General features: G+C 40.9%; 18 protein-coding genes. 12 read left to right on the forward strand and 6 right to left on the reverse strand.

All coding sequences use genetic code 11. From position 1 onward, the window contains the following. The first annotated feature begins 4 nt into the window (after positions 1 to 4). From JK635_RS12130 to JK635_RS12165, 8 genes are all read left to right on the forward strand, one after another. Positions 5 to 943 carry a manganese-dependent inorganic pyrophosphatase gene (locus JK635_RS12130; protein ID WP_202654189.1) on the forward strand — a complete coding sequence of 313 codons (939 nt, stop codon included), beginning with the start codon at positions 5 to 7 and terminating at the stop codon, positions 941 to 943. Positions 944 to 1140: 197 nt separating this feature from the next. After that, a complete protein-coding gene (locus tag JK635_RS12135) occupies positions 1141 to 1845 on the forward strand; it encodes a pirin family protein (RefSeq protein WP_202654190.1) in 705 nt (234 codons plus the stop codon). A gap of 237 nt (positions 1846 to 2082) precedes the next feature. Continuing rightward, entirely contained in the window at positions 2083 to 3078 is a 996-nt protein-coding gene (locus tag JK635_RS12140; RefSeq protein ID WP_202654191.1) for a sugar-binding protein, read from the forward strand. Next, positions 3075 to 4520: a sensor histidine kinase gene (locus tag JK635_RS12145; protein ID WP_202654192.1), complete on the forward strand. Its 1446-nt coding sequence runs from the start codon at positions 3075 to 3077 to the stop codon at positions 4518 to 4520. Before JK635_RS12140 ends, JK635_RS12145 begins: the two co-directional genes overlap by 4 nt. Before the next feature lie 11 nt (positions 4521 to 4531). Further along, the gene (locus JK635_RS25490) at positions 4532 to 5359 is read left to right on the forward strand and encodes a response regulator transcription factor (protein ID WP_202654193.1); all 828 of its coding nucleotides are present in this window, start codon (positions 4532 to 4534) and stop codon (positions 5357 to 5359) included. 137 nt (positions 5360 to 5496) lie between these two features. After that, positions 5497 to 6795, forward strand: coding sequence for an ABC transporter substrate-binding protein (locus JK635_RS12155; protein ID WP_202654194.1), 1299 nt, complete (start codon positions 5497 to 5499; stop codon positions 6793 to 6795). Positions 6796 to 6871: 76 nt separating this feature from the next. Next, positions 6872 to 7846 (forward strand): carbohydrate ABC transporter permease, encoded by a 975-nt coding sequence (locus JK635_RS12160; protein WP_202654195.1) that lies wholly within the window; start codon positions 6872 to 6874, stop codon positions 7844 to 7846. Beyond that, entirely contained in the window at positions 7846 to 8667 is an 822-nt protein-coding gene (locus tag JK635_RS12165; RefSeq protein ID WP_202654196.1) for a carbohydrate ABC transporter permease, read from the forward strand. The genes JK635_RS12160 and JK635_RS12165 overlap by 1 nt, the downstream gene beginning before the upstream one ends. 135 nt (positions 8668 to 8802) lie before the next feature. Here the strand turns inward: JK635_RS12165 and JK635_RS12170 are convergent, their stop codons facing one another. After that, positions 8803 to 8958 carry a hypothetical protein gene (locus JK635_RS12170; RefSeq protein WP_202654197.1) on the reverse strand — a complete coding sequence of 52 codons (156 nt, stop codon included), beginning with the start codon at positions 8956 to 8958 and terminating at the stop codon, positions 8803 to 8805. Positions 8959 to 9237: 279 nt separating this feature from the next. Between JK635_RS12170 and JK635_RS12175 the strand changes: the two genes are divergently transcribed. Together JK635_RS12175 and JK635_RS12180 are read left to right on the forward strand one after the other, a co-directional pair. Then, positions 9238 to 9882, forward strand: coding sequence for a TetR/AcrR family transcriptional regulator (locus tag JK635_RS12175; protein ID WP_202654198.1), 645 nt, complete (start codon positions 9238 to 9240; stop codon positions 9880 to 9882). A 24-nt stretch (positions 9883 to 9906) separates the two neighbouring features. Then, a complete protein-coding gene (locus JK635_RS12180) occupies positions 9907 to 10650 on the forward strand; it encodes a GTP pyrophosphokinase (protein ID WP_374049130.1) in 744 nt (247 codons plus the stop codon). 57 nt (positions 10651 to 10707) lie between these two features. Here JK635_RS12180 and JK635_RS12185 read toward each other — a convergent pair whose 3' ends face one another. The 4 genes from JK635_RS12185 to JK635_RS12195 form a co-directional block, all read right to left on the reverse strand. Next, entirely contained in the window at positions 10708 to 10872 is a 165-nt protein-coding gene (locus JK635_RS12185) for a hypothetical protein (RefSeq protein ID WP_202654199.1), read from the reverse strand. Between the two features lie 186 nt (positions 10873 to 11058). Next, on the reverse strand, positions 11059 to 11211 hold the full coding sequence (locus JK635_RS28370; RefSeq protein WP_498043863.1) for a YuzK family famiily protein: 153 nt from the start codon (positions 11209 to 11211) through the stop codon (positions 11059 to 11061). A gap of 291 nt (positions 11212 to 11502) precedes the next feature. After that, positions 11503 to 12768, reverse strand: coding sequence for an MFS transporter (locus JK635_RS12190; protein WP_438803833.1), 1266 nt, complete (start codon positions 12766 to 12768; stop codon positions 11503 to 11505). 150 nt (positions 12769 to 12918) lie between these two features. Continuing rightward, positions 12919 to 14226, reverse strand: coding sequence for an alkaline phosphatase family protein (locus JK635_RS12195; protein WP_202654201.1), 1308 nt, complete (start codon positions 14224 to 14226; stop codon positions 12919 to 12921). A 264-nt stretch (positions 14227 to 14490) separates the two neighbouring features. Here JK635_RS12195 and JK635_RS12200 point away from each other — a divergent pair, with 264 nt between their 5' ends. Then, positions 14491 to 14988 carry a flavodoxin domain-containing protein gene (locus JK635_RS12200; RefSeq protein ID WP_235888034.1) on the forward strand — a complete coding sequence of 166 codons (498 nt, stop codon included), beginning with the start codon at positions 14491 to 14493 and terminating at the stop codon, positions 14986 to 14988. Between the two features lie 186 nt (positions 14989 to 15174). Further along, complete coding sequence (locus JK635_RS12205; protein WP_202654202.1) at positions 15175 to 16221, forward strand: ATP-grasp domain-containing protein; 1047 nt, start codon at positions 15175 to 15177, stop codon at positions 16219 to 16221. Positions 16222 to 16454: 233 nt separating this feature from the next. Here the strand turns inward: JK635_RS12205 and JK635_RS12210 are convergent, their stop codons facing one another. Continuing rightward, complete coding sequence (locus JK635_RS12210; RefSeq protein WP_235888035.1) at positions 16455 to 17525, reverse strand: putative glycoside hydrolase; 1071 nt, start codon at positions 17523 to 17525, stop codon at positions 16455 to 16457. Between the last annotated feature and the right edge of the window lie 177 nt (positions 17526 to 17702).

Here is a 17702-nt window from a genome sequence, read left to right on the forward strand (position 1 = left end):
TAGCATGGAAAAAGTACTTATTTTCGGACATAAGAATCCAGACACAGATTCCATTTGCTCTGCACTTGCTTATGCAGACTTAAAAAAACAATTGGGACTAAATGTTGAACCGGTTCGCCTTGGCGCGATTAACAGCGAAACACAATATGCCCTTAAAACATTCAACGTAGAAGCACCGCGTTTGGTTGAGACAGTTGCCAACGAAGTGGAGACGGTTATTTTAGTTGATCATAACGAGCGCCAGCAAAGTGCCAACGATATTGCCGATGTACGCATCCTTGAGGTCATCGACCATCACCGGATTGCTAATTTTGAAACAAGTGGTCCGCTTTATTACCGCTGTGAACCAGTTGGCTGTACCGCTACGATTTTAAACAAAATGTATAAAGAAAATGGCAAGACCATCCCGAAGGAAATTGCCGGCTTAATGCTGTCGGCGATTATCTCGGACTCATTACTATTTAAATCACCGACTTGCACACATGAAGATGTGATCGCTGCCCATGAGTTAGCGGAGATTGCCGGAGTAGATGCAAATGTTTACGGCTTGGAAATGCTGAAGGCAGGAGCAGATGTCAGCAGTAAAACCGTTGGGGAATTATTATCCCTTGACGCAAAAGGTTTTGAAATGGGCTCCAGCAAGGTCGTCATTGCACAAGTGAACACCGTTGATCCGGCTGATGTACTTGCCCGCAAGACTGAACTGGAAGCAGCCATTAAAAAAACTATTGCTGAAAAGAACTTGGATATGTTCTTATTTGTCATCACCGATATCTTAACAAATGATTCAGTTGCCCTGGCACTGGGCAATAAAGCTGCTGCAGTTGAAAGAGCTTATCATGTAACCTTAACTGACAACACAGCCACATTAAAAGGCGTTGTCTCCCGTAAGAAACAAATTGTACCGGTGTTAACGGATATCTTTAATAAGGTGGAAATCTAGGAAACATAAAGAAAACTGTCCATGCCTTATGCATTGGACAGTTTTTTAATGACTTACGAAAATAGAAATAACCTTTCAATAAATATGTATCAATAGATGTGTCACATTTTTGACAAACATAGAAAAATGTATTACTATTATCTCGAAATCAAGATAGTAACATTTGAGATATTTATAAAAAGGAGACTAAACATATTATGCTCAGAAAAATAAACCACGAAAACATGGGTAGGAGTAATTTAGGCTGGTTAAGAAGCATTTTTCACTTTTCATTCGCTGAGTACTACAATCCGAATAATATCAATTTCGGGATGCTACGGGTAATTAATGATGATCTGGTTGCACCCGGGACGGGATTTGATCTTCATCCGCACCAAAATATGGAGATTATCTCTTATGTAGTGGGTGGGGAACTCACCCATGGTGACAGCATGGGAAATAAGAGCACGATCACCCGTGGCCATGTTCAATATATGAGCGCCGGGACTGGGGTTTACCACTCCGAACAAAACTTGGCAGATCAACCACTTAGATTTTTACAAATATGGATTATTCCTGATAAAACAGGCTATACACCAAGTTATGGGGATTACCGATTTGAATGGAATGACCGCCATAATCAATGGCTTCATATGGTCTCAAGCAAAGCAGGAGATGCCCCAATAAAAATCAACCAGGACATGAATGTTTATGCCCTGGAACTTGAAAAAGACAAGGAGATCAGTTTTCTAGTTGCAGCAGGCAGGCAGGCTTACATGGTGCAAGTGGAGGGAAGATCAGCCGTAAATGGAGTTGAATTAGGTACAAGGGATGCCCTGGAAATTGTCGAAGAAGATATCCAGATAAAAGCAAGCGAAACAACCCATGTCGTCATCCTAGAAATGAAAAAAATAGCCGAATAAGTAGACAGGCCACGTGTCGCAGGCAGACCTCGTTCATGACAACGGGGTCTGTTTTTTTAACGATCAGCATATAATTCTGTCACATAAATGTCATTGAAATGGTCGGTATTTTTTATCTGAGGCTGCTCTCGATTTGCAAGTTTTATGCTACTATTGGTATAGCACATTTATGAATAGTCGAACTAATTTAGCGAAATATTTTAAATTATGACATACTAATTGAGGTGCCAGCTGGAAATGAACTATCTTTTAAAGCTATTTTATCTAATCGGTTTCCTATTGTTTTTTGCCACCTTTTCCTTCGCTATTTACTTTGCGGAAAAAATGAATGATTTTCGCGTTTCGGCTGCCAAAGAAAAAGTTCCCAGCTACAAATATCATTTCGTGTTAGTGCCGGAGGAAGTTGATAATAATTATTGGAGATTGATAGAAAAGGGTGCCCGTGATGCTGCCAACCAATTCGGGATCGAGCTTGAATATGTAGGACCAAAGCAGGGAAATATTGATGAGCACTTAAAAACTTTGGAAATGGCCGCTGCTGCGAAAGTAGATGGGATTATCTCGCAAGGGCTGACGGAAAAGCAATTTACCCCTCTTATTAATAAATTGGTTAAAAATGGAACGCCAATCATTACAATTGATACAGATGCTGAAAATAGCAACAGGAATTCTTATGTCGGAACGAATAATTATTACGCAGGTTTTATAGCAGGTCAGGCTTTATTAAAGGATACTTCTGGGATCGTGAATGTGGCAATTATTACCGGAAGCTTTCACTCCATTAACCAAAAAATGAGAGTGAATGGCTTTAAAGCTGCCGTAAAAGGGGAGGAAAGAGTCCGGATTATCGCCATCGAGGAATCAAAAATTTCCCAAATTCGGGCTGCCGAAAAAACGTACCAGATTCTTGAAAAATATCCCCAAGTCAACGCTATTTTTGGAACCAGTGCTTTGGACGGGATCGGTATTGCGAACTCTGTTACTCTGTTAAATCGCGTCGAGGGAATGTATATTATCGGCTTTGATACACTGGATGAAACGCTAGCGGCCATGAAAAAAGGGATTATCGATGCCACGGTGACTCAGGAGCCTTATGAAATGGGGCATCGTTCTGTCGAGCTGATGATTAAGATCATCGAGGGTAAAAAAGTGCCAACGACCAATTATACCAATACCGCCGTGATCCACAAAGAAGATATCACAGCAGACATGAAAGAGGATACCGTCAAATGATGCCAATACGAATCAAGTTATTGCTCTTTTTTGCTGTCATTGTGATGTTGTCCACTGGTGTTGTTTTCTATCTTTACGATAGCAGTAAGAATATTATGAATGAATATAATCAAAGTTTTCAACGCTTCCTGTTACTCAATGAAATCTCTCAGCAAACGAATCAAACAACTGAAGCGGTGAATGCCTTTATCGTGGAGAAAGATAAGCTGTTTATGCAAAAGTATACAAAATTACGGGCTGAACTGTTAAAAAATAACGGTCGGCTTGAGAAGGAAGTTGAAAATCCCAAAAACCATCTATTACTGCAAAATTATCAAAATATGATTGAGAGCTTTATAACGGAATGTGATTTAACCATTAGCACGTTTTCCGATGGGGAAATGGAGCAATATCCAAGCCATTATAATCAGGCTGTTAAGATTTCCAATTTCATCGTAGAAACCACTTTATCACTTATCAATAGCGAACTGACATCCTATCAAAACTTTTATGATCAATTATTACATCAAAATACCAATTTCAAATTCATGACCATTTTTCTGGTTGTTTCCTTACTGATTTTATGTACGCTTCTAGCCATCATCATATCCGGGGGAATCACCAAACCGATTCAACGGCTTTCTCTGGCCGCTCAAGAAATTTCCGCAGGCCAATTTTCAGGAGCTGATATCAAGGTCAGCACAAATGATGAATTGAAGCTGTTAACGGAAACATTCAACGAAATGCGTAAAAATATCCGCCGTCTTGTGAAGGAAATCAAGGATAAGTCGGAGTTGGATAAGCTTTTAAAAGAGTTAGAATTAAAAAGTCTGCAGAACCAAATTAACCCGCATTTTCTATTTAACACCTTGAATACGATTGCAAAAATGGCCTATCTGGAGAATGCCCATGAAACTACAAAGCTCATTGAGTCAGTGTCTGTTCTATTACGTTATAACTTTGTCCATTTAGAGCAACCGACTACGTTAGAGGATGAAATCTCTTTTGTCAAAGAATATTTCACGATTCAAAGAACCAGGTTCAGCGATCGGATTGTGTTTGAAATGAATATTGATGAGAGCTGTCTCAAGCAGCCCATCCCAAGGATGACACTCCAGCCCATTATTGAAAATGCGTTTATTCATGGAATTGAAAACCATGAGGAGGGAGCCCGATTAGCGATTTCAATCTATAAAAAGGAGAATCAAGTGTATATAGACGTGATCGATAATGGTGCGGGAATGGACGAAGATACCCGGCAAAGGTTATTGCATCTTTCCGAAAGTAGACCTGAGAATAACGAAAAATCAGTCCATTCTTCAGGGAGCTATTCCAGCGGGATTGGGGTAAAAAATGTGATTAAGCGCTTGGAAATTTTCTTTAGAGAAAAGGAAATGGTTGAAATTGAGTCGAAATTAGGAAAAGGAACTCTGTTTCGGATTAAATTGCCAAAGGTGGATTAGGAGGTGCCGATGTGCGAATCATCATTGTCGATGATGAAGCATTAGAACGTAAAGGTTTATCCAAAATGATCCTGGAAGAAATGCCCGAGATTTCAATTGTCGGGGATGCCCGAAATGGCCGGGTGGCGATGGAACTGGCAGATCAATTAGCTCCTGATGTGATGATGATGGATATCAAAATGCCTGGAATTGACGGGGTTCAGGCCGTCAAGGAAATTCGCAAAAAGCATAAAAAGATAAAATTCATTATGGTATCCGCGTTCAATACCTTTGAATACGCCAAAGAAGTGATGCAGCAAGGGGTAAAGGAATATATTCTGAAGCCCAGCAGAAAAGAGGACGTGATAGCCGCTTTACGGCGTGTCCAGGCCGAGGTTCAAGAGGAGCGGGCAGAGCAAATGGAACAGTTGAGGTTAAGGAAAAAATATCAGAAAGCTTTGTCGTTAATCAATTCGGAATGGCCGGAAAAGAATCGCGAATTGCTGGACCGAAACCGCTCGAGTGACTACTCACATATAAAAATCATGATGGAAAAAGCGGTTGATTATATTGAGCAAAATTTCAAAGAAGCGATCACGCTTGAAAAAACAGCTGAATACGTTAATTTAACTCCGTTTTATTTCAGTAAAATTTTTAAAGAAAGAATGGGTGTCACCTTTATCGATTATTTAACTGAATTACGGATTAACTATGCTAAGGAGGAAATGAAATCCCCGGAGAAAAGTCTAAAGGAAATTTGCTTTGATGCTGGTTATAAAGACCCCAATTATTTTTGTCGTGTTTTTAAAAAAATTACCGGAGATACTCCGACAGAATATCGCCATAAACATATTAACTGAAATAGAAATCTTTATACAACAACAAAAAAATGAAGGAAATAACAAAAAAGTGAAGCTAATTCTCCCTTTCGGCGGATATTTTCTATGCTAAAGTTAAAATGTAGTTGGCAGCGCTTACAAAAAAGGGGGAATTGACGTTGAGGAAAAAAGGCTTTGTATTTGGGTTGGTCCTGGTTCTTCTGTTCGCACTTTCTGCTTGTAATTCCAAAGAATCAAGCGGCGGCGAAAAAGAAAAGTCTGGCACTGACTCGAAAAAGTCAGAGAAAAAGGTGGAAATCTTCAGCTGGTGGACTGGTGCTGGAGAGGAAGATGGCTTAAAAGCTTTAATCGCGTTATTTCAGGATAAACACCCTGATATTCAGATCGAAAATGCTGCAGTTGCCGGCGGTGCTGGTACGAATGCAAAAGCCGTTTTAGCAAGCCGTATGCAGGGAAATGACCCTCCTTCGACATTCCAGGTACACGGTGGCGCAGAGCTGAATGAAGGCTGGGTGGCAGCCGGTAAAATGGAGCCGCTGAATGACCTTTATGAAAAAGAAGGATGGAATGACAAATTCCCAAAATCGCTGATTGAAATGGTTAGTAAGGATGGGAACATTTATTCCGTTCCGGTAAACATCCATCGCGGTAATGTTTTATGGTATAACAAGCACGTTTTTGATGAAAATGGTTTGAAAGCCCCAACTACTTTTGAAGAATTTTTTGCTGTGGCAGACAAATTAAAAGCCAAAGGGATTACTCCGCTGGCTTTAGGTGACAAAGAGCCTTGGACTGCTGTGCAAATTTATGAAAACATTCTTTTAGCTGAACTGGGAACAGAAGCTTATGGCAAGCTTTGGACCGGAGATCAATCTTTCAAGGATGAAAAAGTTGTCAAAGCAACGGAGACCTTCAAAAAAATGCTGTCCTATATTAATGACGACCATGCATCACGCAACTGGCAGGACGCCTCGCAGCTGGTAGCAAAAGGTGAGGCAGCGATGAACATTATGGGTGACTGGGCAAAAGGCTACTTCGTCAACGACTTAAAATTAGCGGTCAATAAAGACTTCGGCTATATTACGACACCAGGAACGGCTGGCAAGTTTATGGTTATTACCGATACATTTGGACTGCCAAAAGGAATCAAGAATGTCGAAGAAACGAAGCAATTCCTTTCAGTGCTTGGTTCTGTTGAAGGACAGGATGCCTTCAACCCGTTAAAAGGTTCGATTCCGGCCCGTGTTGATGCAGATGTATCCAAATATGATCAATATGGAAAGGATACAATTGAAGATTTCAAAACTGCAGAGCTCTCACCAAGTTTGGCTCACGGTTCTGCCGCTCCAGAAGGGTTCCTAACAAAGGCAAACCAAGCAGTTAACATCTTTGTTTCCCAGAAAGATGTAAAACAATTAACCGATTCATTAGCTCAAGCAGCTGAAGAATTGAAGTAATCTTGGAGGAAAAGAGGATGAGACAATCTCTTCCTCTTTTTCTCATCAAAGGACTTCAGTGATGGGGGTTAACACAATGGAGCCTGTAAAAGTTTCCAAACAAAGTGGTACTCAAGTATCCGTGAATCTACCAAAAAAGAAAAAAAAATTAAACGGCGATCGATTACTGGCTATAGCATTTCTGACTCCGTCCATTATTTTAGCTGCGATTTTTATTTATGGATTTATCGGCTGGACAGGTTATGTTTCGCTAAGTAAGTGGAATTCGCTCGTACCGGATTTTTCGTTCGCCGGTCTAAAAAACTATCTATTTCTTTTCCAGGATTACCGTTTTCAGGCCGACATCCGAAATACCATCGTGTTTACGGTGCTGTTTATTGGTTTTGTTTTAATCGTCGGTCTTTTCCTGGCCATACTCCTTGATCAAAAACTTCGCGGGGAATCATTGTTCCGCAATATTTTCTTTTTTCCAATGGCCATCTCATTTGTCGTAACGGGAGTTGCCTGGCAATGGCTGTTGAATCCTTCAACAGGAGTGAACCTGTTTTTGAAAAAATTTGGCCTCGACTCCAAGTGGTACACAGATATTACGATAATTGGCGGATTTCATCTTGGAAAAATAGAATTTGGTATTCCCGTTGCGTTACTTGCGGTTATCATTGCAGCCGTATGGCAAATGACCGGTTTTTCCGTCGCAATGTATTTGGCGGGGTTACGGGGAATCCCGGAGGAATTGAAGGAAGCTGCCAGAATTGACGGTGCCAGCGAATTTCAAGTATACCGAAAAGTAGTCATCCCAATGCTGGCCCCTATCACAGTCAGTGTTGTCATCATTATGGCCCACATTTCTTTGAAAATATTTGACTTGATTTATGCGATGACGGGCCCTGGTGCCAATTTTGTTACCGATGTTCCCGGCGTTTACATGTTCGAAACGACATTCCGTGGCAATTATTATGCAAATGGTGCCGCGATTGCCATTATCATGCTACTGTCGGTGGCCATTTTTATCATCCCGTATCTGATCATCAGTAGAAGAGGTGAAAAATAATGGCTGCAAAATCGCTAGTGAAACCCATACTTTACCTTGTACTGATAGGATTGAGTTTATTTTATTTAATGCCGATCTATGTCATGTTTATTACAAGTTTAAAGCCGCTCGATCAGGTTACCTTGGCTGACATGTGGAAGCTGCCGACTCAAATCGATTTTAGCAGCTATGTCAAGGCATTTACAAAGCTGGCTCCTAATTTCTTGAATTCGATTTACCTTGTTGTTCCGGCAACCTTGATTTCCGCATTACTGGGGGCACTGAACGGATATGTCCTCTCGAAATGGAGATTTAAAGGATCAGAAGTGATTTTTACAGCGATTCTGTTTGGCATGTTTATTCCGTACCAAAGCATTCTCATTCCGTTGATTCAATTTTTACGGGAAATTGGTCTCTATAATTCGATCCCCGGCCTTATTCTCGTCCATGTTGTCTATGGCTTGCCGATTACCACATTGATGTTTCGGAACTTCTATGCCAGCATTCCGGAGTCGATGATTGAATCGGCACAAATGGATGGGGCCGGGTTCTTGAGAATCTTTTACTATATTATGATCCCTTTATCGGTTACCGGGTTTGTTGTGGTGGCTATCTGGCAGTTTACAAATATTTGGAATGAATTTTTATTTGCGGTAACGATTACCACCTCGGACCAGCAGCCAGTAATGGTGGCTCTGCAAAATCTGTCTGGAAGCCAAATCGTTCAGTGGAACGTCCAAATGGCCGGCGCGCTCATTGCCGCCTTGCCCACTCTGTTAGTCTATATTTTCCTAGGCAAATATTTTGTCAGAGGGCTGTTGGCGGGGTCAGTAAAAGGGTAGGGAATATTTATCAGAGAGGCAGGCACTAGGGGAAAAATGGTGCCTGGCTTTCTATTTGATTTGTGGAAATATTTACCTTACCTTTTTCAAAAATAGCGTAAAAAACGATGTCCTTTCTCAGACATCGTTTTTATGTTAATTTTTATCAATGGCAAATTCCGAGGCCGGGATTGGAATCACTTTTCCCCCGATTTGAACATGAACGGTATCGTTAAAAATGGCTTTTACAATTCCCTTTAAGGAAATCGTCGAATTAACTGAAATCTTTTTTTCTTCAGATTGGTTGGCCATAAAAATCAACACCTTTCAAATTAGTCAATATACGAGCGGGAGTTACCCTATTGTATTCGCAAAAACTGGTTGATATCCTTCAAAGGCCTTATGATTTTACGAAAAAAATAAAAAATCGGTCATGTTATGGGTTCTTGTATTTAAAAGGGGTGTTCAAAAGGGATTTTCATAACATGAACCGTAGTTCAAGTATTGCATTTTATGAACATCTTGTCAATAATGAAGTTGAACTATAGTTCAGGTTATCGTTTTATGCTATGATATCTTTGAGGTGGTAATATGTCAGATCGAGAAGATCAATTAGTCGGTGAGTTTCCGTTTATTCCTAGGCAGGAACGGGCCCAGCAAAAGAGAAAGGCCTTGCTTGAAAGCGGCAGGATCCTATTCACGACAAAAGGGTATGAGCACACAACCGCCAAGGAAATTGCCGCCCATGCAGGAGTGGCTACAGGGACCTTTTATCGATATTTTTCAGATAAGCGGCAGCTTTTAATGGCGCTTTTGGAAGATAAAATTGATCAATTTCTTGCACCCGAACCCCATTGGTTTTGCCATGACCCTGTGTCACTATTGGCTTCGCTTTTGGAGGCTCATGTGCTTCGGTTGAATCATTCCGGGCTTCACCGTGTATTACCAGAAATCCTCTCAAAAGACCTGGACCTGGCGGAAGTGATTCAAGCAGCAAGAAAGAGAATACATGCTAAAATTCTTTCCAGTTTAAAACAAATCCATGAAAAAAACTTAACTTGGAGGGATTTGGATTTGGATACTGTTGCTTGGTCGATTATGATGCTGTTTGAGAACAGTCATAAAAAAGCGGAACAAACGGGAGAAAAGGTAAACTACCGGGAGATGGCCAAGGTAATTTGCCGTATGATTTTTCCACCTCACATTCTAGACAATTTTCCAGACGAATTGAAATAGTACATTACGAAAGGACGTCTATCTGTGAATATTGAACAGGTTTTAGATTTAAAAGAATTGAAAGAATTAAGGGTTGAACTGACCCGGTTTATGATGGCCTATCAATTTGCCATCGATGAAATGGATACGAAGATCAATATTCTTTCCGAAGAATTTAATTATATTCATGATTACAATCCGATTGAACATGTGAAATCACGCTTAAAATCACCTGAAAGCATCTTGAAAAAGATATCCCGGAAAGGTTATGAATTTACCTTGGCCTCGATTAAAGAAAATATAAGGGATATTGCCGGCATCCGGATCACTTGTTCGTTTCTTTCCGATACTTACAAAATAGCGGAAATGATTTCGAAGCAAAAGGATATCAAGGTGGTTGAATTTAAAGATTATATTAAACATCCGAAGCCGAACGGTTATCAAAGCCTGCACCTTATTTTGCAAATCCCCATTTTTATGTCCGACCGGGAAGAGTTAACATACGTGGAGGTGCAAATCCGCACAATTGCGATGGACTTTTGGGCCAGTTTGGAGCATAAAATCTATTATAAATATAATAAAGCAGTGCCTGGTCATATGATTGAAGAGTTAAAAGAGGCAGCCGTCATCGCATCGCAGCTGGACAAAAAAATGGAACGTCTCCACAATGAAATTACCGAAATTAGACAGGCCGACGAAACGGAAACTTCGCAGTTGCTCATTGATATCCAAAATGGGAACTGGAATATTCCTTTGTTGGAGAGTATCATGCCCAAAAAAGAGAGCTAAAAAAATTAAGGCCCATCATATATGTTGTGATGGGCCATCCATATGCTATAAAGCTTTTTATTGAACTGGTTTTTCCACTAAGAATTCAGATGTTGGAATCGTAATAATCTTTCCACCAATTTGGACATGAACGGTATCGTTAAAAATGGCTTTTACGATTCCCTTTAACGAAATGGTGGAATTAACAGTGAGATTTTTCTTAGACTCAGCTTGGTTCGCCATATTAAACCAACACCTTTCAAATAATATATGAAGATATTATAGCGGATTTAGCGCAGGGATTGCGAATAAAATGTTCCGAAAAAAAGTGATTTTTTGCTAATCAGCTATTCCCAAAAGGAACTGATTTTATACAAAGCAGGATGAAAAAAGCTCATCCACAAAATGGACCAGCTTTTTTTACAGACATTAATAGTGAAGCTTTTTCTCGATAGTGGTAACGATGCGTTGGCTGTCCAAATATTCCTGTTCCCGACGTCTTTCTACTTTCATTCTGACGTCTAGCTTTCTGCTATAATCAGCAAAAGTGACTCCGTGGGAGCTTAACATCGCTTTTTCCATATCGTTCGTGTAATGCAGCTTTAACTGATTGATAGGAATCCCTCCGCTTTTGTCATTTAACAGTTTCCATTAACATATAGAGGAATCTTAACACTTTGTGTTTATACGAACAAAGTCGAAAAAACAGGATTTTTAAGGGATAAAGGAGGAAAATTAGGAAAAACGGAAAAATATCTCCCTATTGCTTAAAATAATTTAAGATTTCGCCTTATTGGTGTGCGAGCTGGGGAGCGGAAGATCATGTTATTATCCAAAAATTAATGAAAAAAACTCACCGGTTGGGTGAGTTTTTTATCGAGAAATTGAACTTGATTGGGGGATATCTGTCGCTTTCGGCACTCGTATTAATATCACTGCGCCAATGAGGAATAAGACGATTAGGCTGAAGACGCCGCTGTTTGTATTACCGGTCATTTGTGCCATAAAACCGACTAAGAAGGGCCCCAATATCGCGGCAAATTTATAAAAAATACTATAAAAGCCGAAAAATTCGTTAGCATTTTCTTTCGGTACCAGTTTGGCAAAATAGGAGCGGCTCAAAGCCTGGATACCCCCTTGGGAGGAGGCGACAAGCATTGCCAGAATCCAGAAATCCAGCACCGTCTTCAAGAAATAGGCATACATACAAATGGCGATATAGATAAAAATACCGACCAAGAGCATTCTTTTGGCTTGAAATTTATCGGCCAGCCTGCCGTACAGAAAAGCAAATGGAGCCGCAACTACCTGGGTGACAAACAGGATGATTAATAGGCTGGTGGAGTCAATCCCTAGATCGGATCCATATGCCGTTGACATCGTGATGATCGTATTGACACCGTCGATGTAAAAGAAATAGGCCAGTAAGAAAAGAAATAATGAGCGGTACAGCTTGATTTTTTTCACCGTTTCAAACAGCTGTTTAAAGCCATTGGTAATCGGATGGGGGACTCGTTCTTTGTAATAGATTTGGTTTACATTTTTTAACATTGGAATCGTGAATAAGCCCCACCATAAGGCTGTAATCGCAAATGCCAGCTGGCTGGCAATGGAAACGGAAATTGGCAGGATTTGCTGCTGCGCTAAAATGATCAGCGCAATTCCTAAAATAAAGGGGATGGTGCTGCCGATGTACCCCATGGCGAAACCGTTTGAGGAGATCCGGTTCATTCGTTCCTCCGTCGTCACGTCGACAAGAAAAGCATCATAAAAAATATTCGTTCCGCCAAAGCCGATGACGGTAAGCATATAGCATATTAACAGAATCAGCCACTGATTGCTGGGGACGACAGCCAGCATAAGCGTAAAAATAACCCCCAAGGCAAAGAAAAACGTGAAAAACCGCTTCTTAAAGCCTTTAAAATCAGCAATGCTTCCTAAAACCGGTGCACAAATGGAGATGAGCAAGGTGGCAAATGAATTGGCATAGCCCCAATAGGCGGTTGAGGTTGTAGCTGCAAGCCCGGCTTCGGTTGCGGCTGCTTTGAAATACAATGGAAATACGGCTGTGGTAATCAGGATTGAGTAGGCAGAGTTGGCCCAATCATAAAAAACCCAGCTATTTTCTTGCTTCGTCATCCGGCTCAACTTGATTCCCCCTTTTTATCTTTTTTGCTTTTGATTGGTTACTGTCAGATAAGCTGGCGTAACTGTTGGATAGGTTGGTTTACCTGTCGGATCGCATCCGGCTGCTGTTTGTAAAAATCCGTCATTGTTCAAACTGGTAGCTTAATAAGTTAATAATTCCTCCACCACACGTCCATCGGTTTCACCCAAGCTGACTCCCAGAAGTCTCGCAAATGTCGGTCCTTCATCCACGAGCCGGCAAAAGGGGATGGTAATGGGATTAATTCCTTTACCTGCCGCCATAAAGATAGTTCGATAGTTTTCTTTTTCCGGTGAATAGCCGTGAGTAGCCAACGTATATTTATGATCTGCTTTCACGTCCTTTGCCGTTATCGTTTTGCTGTATTCACCCTCAAGGTCCTCCAAAAAGTAATAGCCGCTTCGTGCTTCTAACATAAAAGCACAGGTGCCATCTGCACCTTTTGCAGCTGCCTGGGCGCCAGTTAAAATGCTTTCAATTCCAGAGTCCGGGTTATCAAGCAAGGAATCAAGCAGCTGTTTGACTTTAGATAGAGTTCCCGTATCAGCCTGGTCTTTAAGATAAATATATGCGCTGCCGTCACAGCTTTTACAGAAGGCCTTCCAATTTTTCACTTTTCCGTTTGTGCCTGTGTTGACCAAGTTTTGCTGGCGGAGGAGAACATTCGGCCTAATAGCTGTATGCTCATCAAGCGCACTATGGTCACCTAATAGAATCACCGTCGAGTCTTCGTAAATTCCGCTCTCCTTTAACGCCTCAATCATTTGGCCAAGCCGGGTATCATGGCGTTGAAGTGCGGCAAGCGCTTCATTGGAGGAAAATCCATGATCATGGCGCTGTGTATCAAGGTCGGTAAAATGAACCATTAATAAATTCGGTCTTCTTGTTTTGATTGTATGAACTGTTGAAGCCAGAACGAAGTCATCCAAGTGCGGCTGCTGCAAACCTTTGCGAATCGATCCATAAAGCTGATTCAATTCCCATTGAAAACGGGGAGTACCATTCATGAGAGAGACGATAATTTGATTTTGCCACGGCCGGTTGGCGAAAATTTCCGGCATGTTGAAATCAATATTTGCTTTGGCAGTAACTGGCCACAAAAGCGCGGCAGTGGTCATCCCGGCTTTTTTAGCTTCATCATAAAGCGTTGTTCCGCGGATACAATCCCGGTACCAATTCCAGTCCGGTGAGCTCCAGCCCGGCTGTAATAATGTATTGCTCACCACTCCGTGCCGTTTCGGATAATTACCGGTGACAATTGTGGAGTGGCATGCATACGTTACCGATGGGTAAACCGTTTCAACTTGTTCAACAAGGGCCCCGTTGGAGAGAAACTCTTGGAAGTGCGGTAAGTCTTTTAAAATAGGAAGATCTAAAGCTGAAAGACAATCAAATGAAATGATAATCAGATGCTCGGTAAGGCGCTTCATGTAAACCTCCGAAAAATGGTGTCCAGTTTATTTTATTGTACTATATGAAGCAAAAATTGGAATAAGGTAATAAATAATTTTCCGATTGTTTTGAAAAAGAGAATAATAAAAACTGTCATGAAATTTTTTAGGATAACAAACAAGCGTGGATGAATTGTCATAATCTTGCCAATCCTTGCTTGAAGAATCGGATTGATTTCGCGATATAATGATATCGAAGGAAGACATTCTTTGCTATACCTATTCAATCATTAGGAGGGCAGGATGATGAAAACCTTAATTGTATATTGCTCATCTCATGGAACAACTGAAAAAGCTGTTAGTTTAATAAGCGAAAACTTGGAAGGAGAGGTATTATCGGTTGATTTAAAACGGGATAAAATCTTTTTTGACTTGAAAGATTTTGATACCGTAATTATCGGAGGCTCCATCCACGCCGGTGAAATTCAGCGGAAGATCAAACAGTTTATTCATAAGTATCATGATAATCTTTTAGAAAAAGAGATAGCTTTATTTTTGTGTTGTATGCGTGAGGGTGAATTGGCAATTGAACAATTTAATAACGCCTATCCGCAGGAATTACGGAAGAATGCCGTGGCACTTGGTCTATTTGGCGGAGAATTCCTTGTTTCTAAAATGAATTTCTTCGAAAGACAGGTTGTTAAAAAAGTGGATGGTGTCGTCACGGATCGGTCAAATCTAGATGTTTCCGCAATTATGGAATTTATCATAAAACTGAATTCCAGAAGGGTTTTGGTATAGAGCCGAGTCTAATTTCCGTTTTAAGCCGTTTCTGCAGAAGCAGAGGCGATTTTTTTTGTTTTTAAAAAATAGTTAACATAATAAATATTATGTTAAATTAATTTTACTTATTTTTGCTATATAATATTTTAACAGTTGGAATATACTAGCAAATATTGGTGATTACTACATGAAAGAGGCATTTTTATGAAGATATGGTTTAATCAATGGTTTACGACTGTTTTGCACTATATTGAAATGATTCGGAACAATGAGGATCAACGAAAATTTATGATTTATGGCAGTCATCCAAATCAGAATGCGTTGTATTTACAATATTGTGATGTTGCCTTTGTAGAACCTGAGCTTAACGGCGAGGCATATGTAGACTTTTGTCTGGAGGTATGTAAAACTCATGGAATTGAGATCATGATTCCGCGCAAGGAAAATGTCCTGATTTCTAAACGATTAGCTGATTTTGCAGCTATCGGGGTGAAGGTACTGGTTTGCCCTGATGCTGAGCTGATGCAAATGATGGATAATAAAGCGCTCACCTATCAGGAACTATTGCAGAATGAGCAAGGTCCTGTTTTCTCAATACCTGATTTCGAAGTGGTCAATAACGTCGCTGATTTTCAAAAAGCCTATCAGATGTTAAGAGAACGAGGGCATAAGATTTGTTTTAAACCGGTGATTGGTGAAGGGGCAAACGGCTTTCGCGTCATTCAGGATGATGTAGATTCCATCGAGCAGCTGTTTCGTCATGGTACAAGTTTCCGAATTCCTTTCAAGTATGCGTGCGAAATATTAGGGCAACAGAAGAGTTTCCCAGATTTAATGGTGTTGGAGTATTTGGAAGGCCGGGAATATAGTATTGATTGTGTTGCCTCCCGCAACAACTTAATTGCAGCCATTCCGAGAATGAAAGGGGAGGGCAGGGTGCGAGAGTTAGTGGACCATCGGGAGCTGATTCAGCTTGCTTACGACTTTCATCGTATCTATCGAATCCCCTACGTGTTCAATATTCAGGTGAAATACAGTAACGGTGTACCTAAACTACTGGAAATCAACCCGCGTATGAGCGGTGGCATGCACATTAGCTGCCTTTCCGGTATTAATTTTCCATACCTTGCCATCAAAATCCTGCTGGGTGAACCAATCGACACTGCCCAGCTAAAACCTAAATTTGGCATTCGTGCCAGCCACATCGAAAAGGAAATCATATTGGAGTCAGGCACCACGAAACATGGGTGAACACCGGAACAAGCGGAACCTGTTCCGGTAGAGATGGATTGTTGGTTCTTTTCTTAGTGGTCGAGACCAGTGTCAATCCTGCCTATAATCTTTTGGCACGGATTGACTAATGACCAGGAGTTCCTCCCAGGAGCTGATGCCGGACATTATCGTGAAGTGTCCACATGAGATGGACAGCTTACACTTTTGCTGCTTAGATATTGGTGCCTGACACCATTGCCTGTTGGTCCACTTTATTTTACGTACTGGACATTCGGGGTATAGTTGTTTTTAGCGTTCCATAATAAAAATTCATGAATTCCCTGTGAATGTAAGGCGCGGATTTGTTCCTCAATTTCGTTTTTTCCATATACCTTGTAATTCCCCTTGCCAAGCCAGGTTGCGGTGAAATCCTGGAGCCACGGCCTGGATATCGGAGGGTCAGCTAATTTGGTTAGCCTCGCTTTTTCAACCTTGGCATATTCTGACACAAGGCGGTAAGGCTCCAAGTCAGGCTTTTTCATCCCAAAAATGCTGCCCCAGTGACTAGGATAAATCATCGCTGAAATGACGTCCACATGCTGTGCTATTTGCGAAAAATTTTGCCCAATCCCCGGGGCTTCTGGAATGACGGTGGCATTACCAAATACATCAACCGACATTTTGACACCGTAAGGCTTTAGCTTTTCATGGGCTGTTTTTACAAATTTGCTAACTGCTGATACACGGCTTTGATCTTTGGATTGCCTCGAATAGGTTAGGGATGCTTCAAATGTTTCAAATTTTTCCGGAAATCGGACATAATCGAACTGGATTTCCTTAAAGCCTATTTTGGCGGCTTCTTTGGCAATACCGATATTATAATCCCAAACCTGCTTCACAAAGGGATTGGTAAAAGCATCGCCTCGTCCATTTCTCCAGATCGTTCCATTAGCTGTTTTAAAAGACCACTCCGGATGGGACTTTGCCAAGACATTATCTTTAAAGACAACAACTCTCGCTATTGGATAGATATTGTGCTGGTTCAGGGTCTCGATTAGCTTTGTCGGATTTTTTATGTAGGGCCGGCTAATTCGATAGTAGGGCGAACTTTTGTCCGGTTGAAAGGTGAGTGTGCCATGATCGTTTTTAATATCAATAACCATTGCATTTAAATCCGATTGCTTTACCAGATGAAGTAGCTGATTGAACTTTTGCCCTTGCGTATTGGCTGCTTGAACATAAATCCCTCTAATCTGGAGCTTAGATTCATGACTGCCCGCAAAAAATGGCTGATTCACTGAAAAAACAAATAGAAACATCAGCAGAAAGATTACCTTCCGCATGTTAACTCCCTCCTTTACCATTTTCCTTAGCGTATACAACTGACGAAAAAACATTCTGTCTGCCATTAGATGGAACAAGCTATATTAAAATGGTATTAAAAGGGAAAATGTCCACCCCAGAAAGACAAATGTCCACGGATGGTGTCAGGCACCAAAATCTATGGTAAAGTAAATTTA

It is taken from the genome of Neobacillus paridis, from assembly GCF_016765675.1.
Lineage (GTDB): Bacteria > Bacillota > Bacilli > Bacillales > Cytobacillaceae > Neobacillus > Neobacillus paridis.

What these genes read in the sequence shown, in the direction of transcription:
- JK635_RS12130 (WP_202654189.1), top strand. Translation starts at nt 5, where the DNA reads ATGGAAAAAGTACTTATTTTCGGACATAAGAATCCAGACACAGATTCC.
- JK635_RS12135 (WP_202654190.1), top strand. Translation starts at nt 1,141, where the DNA reads ATGCTCAGAAAAATAAACCACGAAAACATGGGTAGGAGTAATTTAGGC.
- JK635_RS12140 (WP_202654191.1), top strand. Translation starts at nt 2,083, where the DNA reads ATGAACTATCTTTTAAAGCTATTTTATCTAATCGGTTTCCTATTGTTT.
- JK635_RS12145 (WP_202654192.1), top strand. Translation starts at nt 3,075, where the DNA reads ATGATGCCAATACGAATCAAGTTATTGCTCTTTTTTGCTGTCATTGTG.
- JK635_RS12160 (WP_202654195.1), top strand. Translation starts at nt 6,872, where the DNA reads ATGGAGCCTGTAAAAGTTTCCAAACAAAGTGGTACTCAAGTATCCGTG.
- JK635_RS12165 (WP_202654196.1), top strand. Translation starts at nt 7,846, where the DNA reads ATGGCTGCAAAATCGCTAGTGAAACCCATACTTTACCTTGTACTGATA.
- JK635_RS12170 (WP_202654197.1), bottom strand. Translation starts at nt 8,958, where the DNA reads ATGGCCAACCAATCTGAAGAAAAAAAGATTTCAGTTAATTCGACGATT.
- JK635_RS12175 (WP_202654198.1), top strand. Translation starts at nt 9,238, where the DNA reads ATGTCAGATCGAGAAGATCAATTAGTCGGTGAGTTTCCGTTTATTCCT.
- JK635_RS12185 (WP_202654199.1), bottom strand. Translation starts at nt 10,872, where the DNA reads ATGGCGAACCAAGCTGAGTCTAAGAAAAATCTCACTGTTAATTCCACC.
- JK635_RS28370 (WP_498043863.1), bottom strand. Translation starts at nt 11,211, where the DNA reads ATGGAAAAAGCGATGTTAAGCTCCCACGGAGTCACTTTTGCTGATTAT.
- JK635_RS12190 (WP_438803833.1), bottom strand. Translation starts at nt 12,768, where the DNA reads ATGACGAAGCAAGAAAATAGCTGGGTTTTTTATGATTGGGCCAACTCT.
- JK635_RS12195 (WP_202654201.1), bottom strand. Translation starts at nt 14,226, where the DNA reads ATGAAGCGCCTTACCGAGCATCTGATTATCATTTCATTTGATTGTCTT.
- JK635_RS12200 (WP_235888034.1), top strand. Translation starts at nt 14,491, where the DNA reads ATGATGAAAACCTTAATTGTATATTGCTCATCTCATGGAACAACTGAA.
- JK635_RS12205 (WP_202654202.1), top strand. Translation starts at nt 15,175, where the DNA reads ATGAAGATATGGTTTAATCAATGGTTTACGACTGTTTTGCACTATATT.
- JK635_RS12210 (WP_235888035.1), bottom strand. Translation starts at nt 17,525, where the DNA reads ATGCGGAAGGTAATCTTTCTGCTGATGTTTCTATTTGTTTTTTCAGTG.